10 protein-coding genes and 1 pseudogene are annotated in these 13,890 nt (G+C 40.8%); 3 read left to right on the top strand and 8 right to left on the bottom strand.

The annotated features are described in order from the left end of the window. The 3 genes and pseudogenes from VK541_RS09140 to VK541_RS09130 form a co-directional block, all read right to left on the bottom strand. A pseudogene (locus tag VK541_RS09140) lies at window positions 1-599 on the bottom strand (hypothetical protein); the annotation flags it as partial. Window positions 600-604: 5 nt separating this feature from the next. Further along, window positions 605-1,342 (bottom strand): hypothetical protein, encoded by a 738-nt coding sequence (locus VK541_RS09135; protein WP_324369174.1) that lies wholly within the window; start codon window positions 1,340-1,342, stop codon window positions 605-607. A gap of 65 nt (window positions 1,343-1,407) precedes the next feature. Next, entirely contained in the window at window positions 1,408-1,848 is a 441-nt protein-coding gene (locus VK541_RS09130; protein ID WP_324369172.1) for a DinB family protein, read from the bottom strand. A 72-nt stretch (window positions 1,849-1,920) separates the two neighbouring features. On the opposite strand from VK541_RS09130, the gene VK541_RS09125 reads away from it, so the two are divergent. Together VK541_RS09125 and VK541_RS09120 are read left to right on the top strand one after the other, a co-directional pair. Beyond that, the gene (locus VK541_RS09125) at window positions 1,921-2,340 is read left to right on the top strand and encodes a hypothetical protein (protein ID WP_324369171.1); all 420 of its coding nucleotides are present in this window, start codon (window positions 1,921-1,923) and stop codon (window positions 2,338-2,340) included. Between the two features lie 88 nt (window positions 2,341-2,428). Further along, entirely contained in the window at window positions 2,429-4,825 is a 2,397-nt protein-coding gene (locus VK541_RS09120) for a TonB-dependent receptor (protein WP_324369169.1), read from the top strand. A gap of 71 nt (window positions 4,826-4,896) precedes the next feature. On the opposite strand, the gene VK541_RS09115 is transcribed toward VK541_RS09120, so the two are convergent. The 3 genes from VK541_RS09115 to VK541_RS09105 form a co-directional block, all read right to left on the bottom strand. Next, window positions 4,897-8,664, bottom strand: a complete 3,768-nt coding sequence (locus VK541_RS09115; protein ID WP_324369166.1) for a TIM-barrel domain-containing protein — start codon at window positions 8,662-8,664, stop codon at window positions 4,897-4,899. A gap of 168 nt (window positions 8,665-8,832) precedes the next feature. After that, a complete protein-coding gene (locus tag VK541_RS09110; RefSeq protein ID WP_324369163.1) occupies window positions 8,833-9,234 on the bottom strand; it encodes a glyoxalase in 402 nt (133 codons plus the stop codon). An 11-nt stretch (window positions 9,235-9,245) separates the two neighbouring features. After that, window positions 9,246-9,617, bottom strand: coding sequence for a DoxX family protein (locus tag VK541_RS09105; protein ID WP_324369161.1), 372 nt, complete (start codon window positions 9,615-9,617; stop codon window positions 9,246-9,248). Between the two features lie 288 nt (window positions 9,618-9,905). Between VK541_RS09105 and VK541_RS09100 the strand changes: the two genes are divergently transcribed. Continuing rightward, entirely contained in the window at window positions 9,906-10,883 is a 978-nt protein-coding gene (locus VK541_RS09100) for a GlxA family transcriptional regulator (protein ID WP_324369160.1), read from the top strand. 132 nt (window positions 10,884-11,015) lie between these two features. Here the strand turns inward: VK541_RS09100 and VK541_RS09095 are convergent, their stop codons facing one another. Further along, a complete protein-coding gene (locus VK541_RS09095) occupies window positions 11,016-12,728 on the bottom strand; it encodes a RagB/SusD family nutrient uptake outer membrane protein (RefSeq protein WP_324369158.1) in 1,713 nt (570 codons plus the stop codon). A 12-nt stretch (window positions 12,729-12,740) separates the two neighbouring features. Then, window positions 12,741-13,890, bottom strand: a 1,150-nt coding sequence (locus VK541_RS09090; RefSeq protein ID WP_324369156.1) for a TonB-dependent receptor domain-containing protein, incomplete at its 5' end; no start/stop codon positions are given.

Raw genomic sequence — 13,890 nt, 5'->3', positions numbered from 1 at the left:
CCATTGCTGTTCATTTCAAAAGCCGCCGGCGAACGGAAACCTGTAGCAAACGGTTTCATTGTGAAATCAGGGGTAAATTTAAGCATCCAGCCATGCCATTTGGACAAACTTTCGCCAAAACCAATCCAGCCTAAGTTTAGGGTAACTACCATATTGCCATCCTTGTCCAGCATTGGGCCGTAGGCATACTCATGGTAATTACCCGATAATGGCCAGGAATACATCGTCCGGTATTCATCAGCCTCGCCATCGCCATCCAGATCGCGGAGACGTGTAAGCTCGGCACGCTGGGTCAGGTACAGATCCCCTTTAATGTAATTCAGACCCAGAACTTCATGCATACCATGTGCAAATAAGCGATATTTAGGTTGCTGTCCGTCTTTCATATATGGATTGGTGATGATCCATACTTCCCCACGGCGGGTAGCTACGGCCAGTTCATCATTGGGCAAAAAAGTCATTCCACCCACTTCAAGGGCTATTTCTTTAGGGATAGGAACCGTAACGATTGGAAATATTTGATTTTCTGTTTGCGCATTTGCCGTCATCATGCCGGCACCAAACAATAAAAAAGACAGCAGGTATTTCGAGTGTTTCATTTTGATTACCAGATTAGCGAATAAGTTAATGAAGAAGTGCCTTTTGCCAATGGTGCAAGCAATTCCTGGCCATTTTTTGTTTTCCTGATAAAAGCCTTTGCATCAGCGGGTACTTTTACAGTGTAAGCTTTATTTCCAACGCTATAAGTATTGTCTTTTAGCACCTCGATGACAGGCCCTGCAGCGATCCTGCAATACAGAAGGCCATTGCTGTTGCTGATACTTAGGGTCCGGTCTATCGATCCGCCGCCATTTTGTACCGCTATCTGGTCACTAACCTCAGCATCATTTGAGGAATATATAAATGTTGGCATTTTGTTCTTATCCAATACATAGCCCTCGTTCCGGAGGTCATCGAATGCAACAGAATCCGGCCAGGCTGCATCCTTATCGGCCAGTGCTGCGATAGCCGGAGCATCAGAAAGCGGTAACACGGTACCTAAAGGTTTGGCCAGCTGAGGCTCACCCCTATCCTTCCACATCTCTGTCACATCGATAAACTGCCCGCGCCACACCTGCAACAATGCACCCTGCTTGAGGTCGTAAGAATAACTTACTTTTTCCGGGGTACCGACAGAGATCACATGCGTGCGTTTTTTGCCTTCAAACATCAGGTAGCTCCTCAGTAAATAAGGTTTGCTTCCAACAATGAGGACATATGGATTGGCGGTTTGGGCCCATGTATAGCTTGCGCAGCAGGTAAAAAATGCCAGGCAACACATTATTCGTTTACAAATGGTCATAGTTTAAGATTTTTGGTTATACAGCCACGATACAATCGATTGCACAGTAAATATAGAAAAGATCTTTAATAATCAACTATCTGATGTAAATGATGCTCCAGGTGCTTAACATAATCATTGATTAAAAAGTCCAATGTCAAAAGCTGGGCCCCGACCAGACAGGTGCGTTGCAGATTTTCTCCGGGAATGCATTTGATCAGCGCTGCCAATTGCCTGTTGTAGATTTCCCAAAAGGTGATAAGCTGCTGACTGTCTATTTGCTGATAAAAATTAAATTCATTCCATCTGTTCTGATCATAGGCAATTGACGGATTGTCTTCAAACTGTCCGCGTACAAAACGCTGATGGTTATTTGCGGCACTGTCAATCAGGTGTCCGATGATTTCTTTCCTGCTCCATTTGTTCGCAATGGGTTTTAATGAAAGTATCTGTTCATCAATTCCGGCCAAAAGCGGCGGGATAATGGCGCATAGATATTCAAGTCTTTCTAGTGTTGCTGAGATCATATGAATAAATTTATAGAAAAATATAGGATTAATTTTTGTAGCGCATGATATGATTTTAACGTTATATAAAATATGAAAACTACGATCTACACGATTCTGGCATTTATGCTGCTCAGTTCGTCTACCTGCAAAAAAGAACAGGAATCTCCGGATTTCAAAAAACAACTGGTTGGAAAATGGCAATATACCGGCAAAAGCGGTGGTTATGCGGGGAAATCTCAAAAAGCAGATCCTGCTGTCGTTACGGTACTTGAATTTAAAAAAGACAACGCCTTTTTAAGGTCTGAAAATGATCAGGTCAAATTGCAGGGCACTTACAGCCTCACCAGACTCAAAAGCATTTATTCCGGCAAAGAAGAAAATGCCGTACAATTTGACGCAACAGCTGATCCTCAAAACAAGGGCAGCATCATCACGCTAAGAAATGATTCACTGACCATTGCAGATAATGTTTATGACGGGTTTACGTCAGACTACATCAGGATAAAATAAAGTTCATATCCCTATAAAATAATTTATCCCGACGTAGGGGTAAACACCAAACCGGTTGTCATAGGAGAAAACAAATCCATAAATGACTATGAAATTTCTCCCGGTTTTTCTTCTGGCCTTTCTTCTACAGGGTTTTAATCTTTTCGCCCAAAACAAGGATTCCATTACAATTTTTAATAAACAGGTCCTGAAGCAGACCATCAAAGGAACGGTGACCGACAGGGCCACTAAACTCCCGCTTCAGGGTGTAAACATCGTGCTTGTTTCAAGTCCTGGCGTAAAACAGGTGAGCACCGACACCAGCGGCACATTCCGGCTGATCAATGTACCTCTGGGCCGTCAGGCACTCCAGGCAAGTCTGGTAGGATATCAGCAGGTCACTCTCGCTGAGCTACTGATCACAAGCGGTAAAGAATTGGTAATCAATCTGGAACTGGATGCGCAAAGCAATAAACTCAATGAGGTGGTGGTTAATGCCAGTGCGGGCAAAAAGCCCCTCAACCAGATGGCTTTGACCAGCGGGAGATCGTTTTCGCCCGAGGAAACGAACCGGTATGCAGGTGCTTTCTTTGATCCCGCACGCATGGCCCAAAGTTTTGCAGGTGTGGTTGCCGGCGGTGATGACAATGAGATCATCGTGAGGGGTAACTCGCCAAAGAGCCTGCAGTGGCGCCTGGAGGGTATAGAAATCATAAACCCTAACCATTTTGGCAGCGAAGGCGCCTCAGGAGGAGCAGTTAGCATGATCAATACTACCGTTTTAAGTACTTCCGATTTCTATACCGGCGGTTTAGCGGCAGAATACAGCAATGCCTTATCTGGTGTATTCGATTTAAAATTCAGGAAAGGAAATACCGACAAGCGTGAATACGCTTTCAACATTGGTATCCTGGGTGCGGGTGCCACGCTGGAAGGACCATTTAAAAAAGGCGGCAGTTCTTCCTACCTGATCAGCTATCGTTATTCTTCCTTAAGCCTGCTGGAAAAGGTGGGTGTCAAGGTCTCCGATGAAGGAGTACCAAAGTATCAGGATCTGTCCTTTAATTTTGTATTCCCGACAAAAAAAGCGGGGACCTTTTCACTTTTCGGAATTGGGGGCCTGAGCAAGCTTAGTAAAGATGCAGAGCGGGACTATACCAAATGGGAAGAAAGAATGGACGGGCAGGACATAAGGTTTGGCTACAATGCCGGTAGTACCGGATTAAAACACCTCTACATTGCCAGCAGCAAGCTTTATTTCAACAATGTGATTTCCATTTCGGGCAACCGCAGTTCCAGTCACATTGACACCCTTGACCACGACTACCGCAGCAGCCTTTCTGACAGAAACCGGTATACCAATACAGCCATCCGCTACGCCGGTACTGTCAATTATAACATCAACAGCAGCAATGTGATCCGTACAGGTGTCAACGCCAGCTTTTTGAGCTACAACCTTTACGGGCAGGAATACAATACGGAATTAAAAGCCCTGAAAGAGCTGATCAACCAAAAAGGAAACACCAGCAGCTATGATGCTTTTGTCCAGCATAAAGCAGAACTGAGCAGCAGGTTGACACTAAATACAGGTTTGCATGCCAATTACTTTAACATGAGTAAAAGCTGGACCATTGAACCGCGTGTGGGCTTGAACCTGAAACTGCCTGCCGACCAGCAATTGTCATTCGGCGCGGGCTTGTATAATCGTCTTGAACCGCTTTCCTATTATTTTGCAAAAAGCGCCGTACCATCAGGACAAGCAAATGAACCGGCAAATAATAAACTGCAGCCTACAAAATCCGCTCAGGCAGTGATGGGCTATGAAAAGTTATTCGGCGGCAGCCTGAAGTTTAAAACAGAGGTTTACTATCAGCATTTATACAATGTTCCAGTGTCTGTTGATCCTACAGTGAATTTTTCTTTGCTCAATGAGTCAGACAACTCTGCCATATCATCTTCAGCTTACCGTTCACTGGTCAACAAAGGCACAGGAAAGAATTATGGTGTAGAACTTTCACTTGAAAAATCATTAAGCAGGGGATATTATTTTATGGTCACTTCTTCTCTTTTTGACTCAAAATTCGAAGCGCTGAGCAAGCAGGAGTTTAATACCGCATTCAACACCCGCTATGTAGGTAACTTACTGATGGGTAAAGAGTGGAAAACCCGGAGGAACAATTTATTTGGACTAAACGGAAAACTTATCTACGCGGGGGGAAGGCGCTATACGCCTGTACTGGTGGAAGAATCAATACGACTTGATGAAGAGGTCATCGACCAGAACAAGATCAATACCCTGACAACCGACCCCTATATGCGTGTAGACTTTTCAGCAAGTTACCGCATCAACAGTAAAAAAGTGAGTCATATGATCCTTATGGATATTCAAAATCTGTTAAACAAGGAGAATACTATGGGCATGCATTACAATTCGAGCAAACGTATCATTGAGGCCTCAAAATGGAGTGGTATCATTCCAACGCTCAACTACCGGCTGGAGTTTTAACCATAAAACGCACTCATCCGGATTCCTTAAGCGTTAATAGTAATTGCGGTATTAAATTACTATTAACGCTTTTATCTGCTTAAATTGAGGTTCTTGTCAACCAAGATTCTATCAGTCATTTTAAGATCAAACTTCACACTCCGCTTGGCTTTCAATTTCAGTATAAACAGATCAGAAGTACCAGTCAAAGGCTCCTTCTTACCTAAATTCAAAAAAGTCGGATACAAAGATTTAGCACCATCAGTATGCAGCCTGTCATAAGTCAGGTTATCCATATCCTTCATACCCAAAGACTGTATACCTATAAATTCATAATCCTGCGGATTGTAGGGCAATGCAAAACTTAGTGCGTTTACAGATTTAAGGTCTGTGCCTTTTACTTTAACCTCAATGATTTCGTCCTTGTTATAGCTCTGTTTAGCTGTACTGATTTCAAGCTTACCAGATATTTTATCAATTCTACGGCGATCTATACCACCATCAAGCTGTGTAGCCACAACAGAAATGTCATAAGCATCGATCAGATTATTTCTATTGATATCACCATTACTAACATAACCCTCAAAGTCAGCATCACCTTTTCGCAATCCGGTGTAGTTGGTGTATGATGTCAAATCATTCTTATCAATGAGATGATCGTTGTTAATATCACCAGGAAGATAACTTTCCGTTCCGGGAACCTTGAATACATACAGCTCACGACCTGATCCAAATCCGCCAACACCATCAGCAACTGCAATTTTTATGTAACGGGCCGAAGGATGATCAGCAAAATTAAATACCTTGACGGGTTCATAACTTGTCCAGTCCAAATCACCGGCTGCTGTCCAGCTTTCTTTGTTATCGCTGTAGAACACTTTGCCCCTTAGTATGACGCCATTTCCCCTTCCAATACGTGGCAGGTAATGGAATTTATCCAACTTGCTGATGGATTTTAAATCGATAACCATATCAAAAGGAACTGATTTTTCGCCCCATTTGGTATGCCACATGTTTCCTTCATCAAAGTCAAACAAATTGTCAATTCCCGACCCACCCTGATTTTCAGCTGTAGTCTCGGCTGCAATACCCTTAATGGCGAACTCCAGCGGGTTAGTCTTAGTAGTGGCTTTAATTTCTGTCCAACCAGAATAACCATCCTTATTTACCGCACGCAGTTTAAATGAATAAGGCGTTTCTGCTGATAAGCCGTCAAACAACAAAGTAGTATCTCTAATGGTGGTGTAGTGCATATCATTAAAATCTATTTCATAGAAATCAGCATGATCAACCTTCTCCCATGTTGGTTTCAGTGTATATGCTTCCGTATTATTATCCGTAATACGGGCATTAGCCGGAGATGTCAGTTTTCCTGATGAGATACGCCGTTTATCTAAAGGCTCATATTTGAACCCTTCAACACTAAGACTTACCTGGTTTATTGTAATATCAGTAGAACTTAGCTTTACCAGCAACTGAGGATTTTTTGTGATGATCACTTTTTCAAATTCACTTCCCCGGGTCGGGAACTTGTTTAAGTTTGGGGCGGCATTGTAGAAATACACATCATTTCCCTTCACAAACTCATCCATCGAATTAACCTCGTCCAGATTGATTTTATTTTTTCCAATTACAGCAATTATTTTTTTCGGCTTTTCGGTTACATTTATTCTAAATTCTGTGGCTTTTTCTTTTACAAAACCGTCAAACTCACCCTTAGCAGAATGAATGGTAACATTAGCAACATTCTTTTTATTAACCTCAGACTCTATTAAGCTCCAGGCACCTTTTCCAGATTTGTATTGTTCTGTTGTACCGTCATCATCATATTCGGTAAATGAACTTTTTCCCGATGGATAGATTTCATAGATGCGAATTGCTTTTTTGATCTCCAGTACATTGTTGTTCGGATTTGTCATCGGAATAATTGCTCCGTTCTTAACGAACACCGGCAATTTCCATATGGGTGCGTCAAAATTATTCAGGATACAATTTCCAGTGTACTTTTCTCCCGTAAAATAGTCGATCCAAATTCCTTCAGGCAGATAGATTCCATCACGAATGTCATTCCCGCTACCATCTGGTTTTGTTGCCTGATAGATTGGCGCCACCAGGAAGTTAGGTCCATACAAGAATTGATATTGCGTGGCACTGCTCCGGGTATAGGCATTTGGATACTCCAAAAACATTGCCCTGATCATCGGCAAGCCAGTGACAGCTGCCCTGGCGATGCTATAACTGTAAGGCATTAACTCCGATTTCAACTTCAAATAGTTTCGGTTGATAGATGCAACGGGCTCTCCTAATGCATGTGGATATTTCTCATTGGCACCCCATCCATCCATATTGAGCTGCATTGGAGTGAAGGTTTTCCATTGGAAATCCCGGGTATTAATTATAGTATTCTTACCGCCAAAGATGCCATCCATATCTGAAGTGATGTTTGGTTGTCCCGATAAGCCTGAACCCAGGTATGTGGGGATATGGAAACGAATGTATTCCCAAACACCCCCTGTCTGGTCTCCCGACCAAATACCCGCATAACGTTGAGTACCTGCCCATCCATCTAAAGAGATAATGAAAGGCCTGGCGTCATTTCCGTATTTAGGAATGGTCTGACCTACGTCACCCACACCATTAAGTCCAAAGGAATATCCGGCCCCGACCCATGCCACGTCAGTTTTCAGCACACGAACACCAGCATCTTTAACTTCTTTTATAATATCACGCTGCAGTAAGGCACTTACTCCTGATTTAGGGTGAAGGTCAGACTGCGTCCACAAGCCTATTTGAACGCCATTTTTACGCGCGTAATCGCCTAAGCTTTTTAAATTCCGGATATTTCCATCCAAAGTCTCCGTCTGTCCGTAACCAGCACCATACCCATCATTTGGAAGTATCCATCCAAAAGGCATATCATTCTTTTTATACCGGTCTATAACCGCACGCGCAGAGAATTGATAATTGTTCTTTTCACCGTTGAGCGACTCTTTTTTGCCGCCATTTTCCTTTTGACTTTCTTTGTAGCGCCTGCCATCTTCAAACAGTATTCCCTTTTCATCTTCTGCCCAGAAGTCACGGTTATAAGCATTTAAATGGCCCTGATAAAAACCAAACTTAGGCAGCAATACCGGATTTCCCGTCAGCTGATAAAAGTCACTCAAAAGTACGACAGGTTCGTCTCCCGTCATGAAAAATACATCCAGATAATCTGTCTCGTGCGACAATTTCACCAGGCCTTTTTCCTTAGCCCCAAAGTCATACCTTCCTTTTTTGAATGTATGCCATAGTAGACCATAGCCATTGGATGACCAGTAATATGGTGTCGGTGATGCTACTCCCCCATCTGTCCAGCTGTTTTGATTTTCAATAGAGATTGCTTTCCCCTTATGCGAAAAACGTCCGTTCTGTACTCCGCCGCCATAGAAATATTCCTGAGGGTTTTCTTTTAATGTCAGTGTTACTGCATTTTTCTCAAAACTGACGGGTGCTGCTTCTTCAAGAATTACAGCATTCGTTGTCTGGCTGATGATCTTCAATAAGCTGGTATTCTTGTCTATCTGAACGGCAATCTTATCCGTAGAAATGATCACGAGACCATTCTCGTCCTTCACATTTAAATCCGAAACTGCTTTTCGTGGATTTTCAACAAGAATTTTAGCTTCAGGTTTTGCTTCCGGATTCCTGAAAGTTCCTCCGGCGTTATCCTGAAATAACCTAAAAATATGATTACTGTAGAAGTCCAATGTCAATTTTTGATTGTTTGAAAGCACCACCTCAACAACAGTTGAAGTGGTCTTCTTGGCGCCCGTCACTTTTACAGTATTTATTTTTTGCGCCATTGCTGGCGAAGCTGCCATCAAAAAAGGGAAAATAAACGAAACTAAAGCTGCTTTTAAGGACTTAGGAATTGATAGTATCATCATTGCCATATTATTATCCTGTCAAAATAGACATGTAAATTCTTTTATAAGAATTAACTGCAACACAAACGTTTGCTTTTACTTCATTTGTTTCTTTATTTGTTACTAAATGCCCAGTATCCATCTCACGTCAAAAGCATCAGTTACTTCAACTAGCTTTTGATCATCATCGTTATTTACAACAATATTCTTTTCATCAGATTCCAGTTTTTCCATCAGCTCTTTTCTATCACAGGTATTTTTACAGTGCAAAAAAATAGAAATATAATTTCCGATTTTTCGTCCTTCGTTGTGTACCAGGTCCGAACCATGAATAACTATCCCGTCAGAAACCAGGGATCCACTAACAACAGGTAATTCACTGTATCCAGGCATTTTTTTTTCAAAAGTTTCAAATTGTAACTGTCCCCCAAAGCAGGTTTGATAAAAGCTGAGCGCTTTTTTACAGTTTCCCGAAAATGTGATGAAAACCGCACTTATTAATCTATCATGATTAGACTCAGTCATAGTCGCATAAATTAAGCATCAGGAATTTTATTGTTATATCGATAAGAAAGGACAAGGATTCCCAGTATCACCAGTGGTGTTAGCATAAACCCAATGTTTTTATCTACATAGGCATGACTGATGAAAGCAAAAATTAAGTTAAATGTGAGTCCCGCATAGGCCCATTCCTTTAGCTTAGCTGGTGTTTTAGGGTAGGCAATGGCAAAAACGCCGAGTACTTTACAGATGATCAGCGCATAAGCAAAATAGTCCGGATAACCCAGAGGTTTCGTGCCTACAGTCACATATTCTGGTGCAAATAGCATGGTACCAAGCGGCATTACGCCCTCCCAAAGCACGATGATGACAGTTGCCACCCAAAAGATTACTTTATTCTTTTTCATAATATTAAAATAATTAGTGTTGATTAATTAGTTGGTTAATTCCTGATACTTGAGTCATTGTTATTTTTTTTAATTAAATTCCATTACTCAAAGATACATTAGGCCATAAAATCAGGTCTGTTGTGAAAACGACAAATTAGGGGTGGATTATGACAAAACTATTCTTTAGTTTAGTAGCTTAATCTTATTATTGATATGCGACCATCATGATTTTAGGAAAACTCGCAGACGGAACGACCAAAAAAATCATGATAGCTTCATCACCGATAAAAAAATAAATTTAATACGATGAAAATTTCAGTCTTTGTGCCTGAGTATGGGGTAATTGAAGCAATTACACCGCCCTTTAGAAGCTTTCATACTGCCAATGAATTTTTAACCACATTTGGTAAAAAACCAATTTTCAGCGTAGAGTATGTCGGTTTAAACGAGTATGTACCCGCAAACAATGGAGAATACACCATTAAAACCGACAGGTTGCTCAAAGATGTCACTGAAACAGACTTATTGATTATACCACCTACATTTGGCGATACCACCAAAGGAATACTGGCCAATGCAGAGGCCATACCTTATTTCAAAAAGCTATATGAAAACGGTTCAAGTCTTGCCAGCTTGTGTATCGGTGCTTTCCTCTTAGCTGAAACAGGTTTGCTCAATGGTAAAAAATGCTCTACACATTGGGCACATATTAATGATTTTAGAGAACGATATCCAGAGGTGGAAGTAGAAGACGGAGCTATCATAACAGAACACGATAACATTTACAGCAGTGGCGGAGCAAGTAGCTTATGGAATTTAATATTATACCTGATTGAAAAGTTTGCTGATCGGGAAACAGCGGTAATGATCTCAAAATATTTTGCTTTAGATATGGGGAGAGACAGCCAGTCTCAGTTCGCTATATTCAAAGGTCAAAGAAACCATGGTGATGCGGAAATTCAAAAAGTCCAGGATCATATTGAAAAACACTATGAAGATAAAATAACAATAGAATCGTTAGCAACGTTAATTAATACGGGTCGCAGAACATTTGAAAGAAGATTTAAAGAGGCCACCAACAATACATCCATAGAGTATATACAAAGAGTAAGAATAGAAGCTGCCAAAAAATTTTTTGAAGCATCAAGAAAGAATATATCAGAAATCATGTTTGATGTAGGTTATACGGACACTAAAGCATTCAGAGATATATTTAAAAAGATTACAGGGCTTACCCCAATTGAATATAGAAATAAGTTTGCAAGGGTGGCATACGAAGTGTAATACCAATATGATATCACATTCGGCTCCATGTTGCGTGGGTAATTTTACTTCCTGGATGGGTCATTGTTAAATGAGAACTAGGAACCTGAAAAAACAACGAGCGGTTATTTTAGCCGCTCGTTGTTACTGGCATTAATTAGTTGGATTTTGCGTTAATTTTCCCGGATATGAATTAATAGCACTTTGGGGAATATAATAAACAACTCGAAAATCTGTAGCAGGTATTTCCGCGGTCTGAGTTTGAGGTCCTGGATATTGACGCGAAAGAGACTTCCCATTACGGAATACATCAAAGCTACGCTCTGCTTGATAAGCCAATTCTAATTGTCTTTCTTTATCAATTAGTTCGCCTGCATTTGTGGCGTTTAAAGAAGCATATCCTCCATTAACAATAGCACGGGATCTTATCTCATTTAAATCATTAAGGGCTCCCGGATAGTTTTGCAATTTGGCATATGCCTCGGCTCTATTCAGATATACTTCAGCCAGCCTGCTAATTACTGGAGAATGTAATTGAGAATTTTCTCCTTCACGGGAAGATTTGACAATGTAAAATTGAGGGTAAGCGCGATTTAACGTAATAAAATAGTCAATTACTCCTGTGTAGGTTTTGCCATTTTTGTAGTTAATGGTATAAATTTCTTGTGTTGCATCAACAGGTGTAAGGGTGTACTCATCACTACCCTCTTTACAGGTAATTGTATTTCCATTTCTGGTTGTAGGAGCTTGTACATAGTTTAATGTATTTCCATTATCATCCTTAATAAATCTAAATACTTCGGTAAAAGCACCAGCTGTATTTTTAGAATAGGTGGGCTCGATAAAAGCGGCTCTGGCATCAACGATTTTGTATTTATCCGGTCTCCAGTCATTTCTTCCGGTTTCATTCAGCAGGCCAATGTATTTTGCGCTTGCGTACATCTCTCCCCAACCCATGCCGCCAATATTTGAATACATGCCGCCAATACCATAATAATGATCATCGCCAGAAAATTCGGATGCTACACGCTTAATTGCAAAAATGGTTTCTCTATTACTTTCGGGTATAAAGGTGCTGTATTTCATAAATTCTGCTCTCGGCAATAAGCCATATCTTGTTGACCCAGTGATTACTTTCGTTGCATAATCTACGGCTAATTGGGCATAAGTTTGGTTAGGATTACTATAAGTTCCACTCATATATAGATAGACCCTGGAAAGCAAGGCCTGAGCAGCTTCTTTAGAAGCAAAAATAGGGCCTTTATTAATGGTGATTAATTCCTCGGCCTTTTTTAGGTCAGAAATCACCTGCTCATAAGTTGTTTTAACAGTCGCTCTATCTGGAAAAGTTGCATTAATCACATCATCTGGAGTTCCATTAACAATTGGTACGCCTAAGTTGGTCTCTGGGTTTTGATAGTACGGGCGTCCAAATGCACGAACCAGATAGAAATACATCATTCCACGAACAAAGTAACATTCTCCTAACTTGCTATCAAGTTCAGCGCTTTTACCCAACGGGATCTTATTAAGGATATTGGATGCTTGTGCGATCGCTTTATATCCACTATCCCAAAAAGTCCCTAATCTTCCGTTATTTGGCGTTCTGGCAAAGGAAATAAATTCATAGAATGCATCTGTGGAAGAACCTCTGATCATCATATTATCTCCTGCATATTCCCCTAAACGGTGCATTGGATCTGACCAAGCCTTCAACTGGCCATACATTCCGTTCAATAAACCATCTATAGACCCCTCGGGGTTATCGTTTATCTTCTCAGATTTCATTGATCCGAACGGATCTCTATCAATCTCGCAAGATGATAGGGATATTATAACAAAAATTATAGCTAATATTTTTTTCATTTTTTATACGCTTTAGAATGAAACATTAAGTCCAAACATGAATTTTCTGGCCATTGGGTAAACAGATGGCCCTGTAGAAAACAATATCGCTTGATTATCTTCTCTAACAGGTATTTCTGGATCTACTCCAGAATATTTGGTGATCACAAATAGATTTTCTCCGGACAGGTAAACTCTTAAATTTTTGACTTTATACTTTTTGAGATCAAAGTTATAACCTACCGCCAGAGAACGTAATCTAAAAAAATCATTACTTTCCATATAACGGGAAGACATAGAATTTCCCTTATCCTGATTGTTGTATCGTGCTACAGGGTGGGTAGCAATGTCGCCGGCTTTTTCCCACCTTTTCCAGCCATCCATTAATTTCATTTGGTTCCTATCTGTATAGGTTCCATCCGAATCGTATTCCTGACGCGAATAATTATAAACTTTACCACCAATTGAATATCCAAATAACCCATTCAAATCAAATTTCTTCCATTTAAAATAAGTTGTAATTCCACCAAATACATCAGGTGATGCTTTGTCCAGCTTTTCTTGAGTGGCTTTTGCATAATCGGAAGTTTTTGTTCTTGCTGTTTCATTGCCATTTGCGTCCCTGGTGACAGTGTACCACATGGGCTTACCATCGTCAGGATTAACGCCTGCCCATTCTGGCATATAATAAGTATCAACAGGTAGCCCAATTTGTAAAAGTCTGCGTGCTGAACCAGCGATGCCCAAACCATCATCTGTTATTATAGGTTTGGCCGAATAGGTCCCATCCGAATTTCTGGTTTTGTAGATGTCTGTAAGCTTGTTAACATTGTGACCAATATTCATATCCAAGCTCCATAGCAAATCATCTGTACGGATAATATCGCCTCCAAGCGCTATTTCTATCCCCTTGTTTTGCATTTTACCTACGTTTTGCGAAATTGATGTTACACCAGTCAGGCCACTAATCGGCACATTGGACAAAATGTTGTCTGTGTTTTTAATATAATAATCTAGCGTAAGTCTAACCCTATTATTGAAAGCAGTAGCATCCAGTCCTAATCCGCTGGTGTAAGTTTCTTCCCATGTTAAGTTTTTGTTGCCAATCTGGGTAATCAAAAGCCCCGGAACTCCATTGTAGCCAGCTGATGCGTTTACAGCATATAAATCATATTGAGGATAT

It is taken from the genome of Pedobacter sp., assembly GCF_035317785.1.
In the GTDB taxonomy this organism is placed as follows: domain Bacteria; phylum Bacteroidota; class Bacteroidia; order Sphingobacteriales; family Sphingobacteriaceae; genus Pedobacter.
This window is presented reverse-complemented; position numbering and strand designations above follow the sequence as displayed.

Excerpts from the sequence above, each read along its gene's own strand:
- VK541_RS09115 (WP_324369166.1), bottom strand. The coding sequence starts at position 8,664 with ATGGCAGCTTCGCCAGCAATGGCGCAAAAAATAAATACTGTAAAAGTG.
- VK541_RS09110 (WP_324369163.1), bottom strand. The coding sequence starts at position 9,234 with ATGACTGAGTCTAATCATGATAGATTAATAAGTGCGGTTTTCATCACA.
- VK541_RS09125 (WP_324369171.1), top strand. The coding sequence starts at position 1,921 with ATGAAAACTACGATCTACACGATTCTGGCATTTATGCTGCTCAGTTCG.
- VK541_RS09105 (WP_324369161.1), bottom strand. The coding sequence starts at position 9,617 with ATGAAAAAGAATAAAGTAATCTTTTGGGTGGCAACTGTCATCATCGTG.
- VK541_RS09135 (WP_324369174.1), bottom strand. The coding sequence starts at position 1,342 with ATGACCATTTGTAAACGAATAATGTGTTGCCTGGCATTTTTTACCTGC.
- VK541_RS09095 (WP_324369158.1), bottom strand. The coding sequence starts at position 12,728 with ATGAAAAAAATATTAGCTATAATTTTTGTTATAATATCCCTATCATCT.
- VK541_RS09130 (WP_324369172.1), bottom strand. The coding sequence starts at position 1,848 with ATGATCTCAGCAACACTAGAAAGACTTGAATATCTATGCGCCATTATC.
- VK541_RS09120 (WP_324369169.1), top strand. The coding sequence starts at position 2,429 with ATGAAATTTCTCCCGGTTTTTCTTCTGGCCTTTCTTCTACAGGGTTTT.
- VK541_RS09100 (WP_324369160.1), top strand. The coding sequence starts at position 9,906 with ATGAAAATTTCAGTCTTTGTGCCTGAGTATGGGGTAATTGAAGCAATT.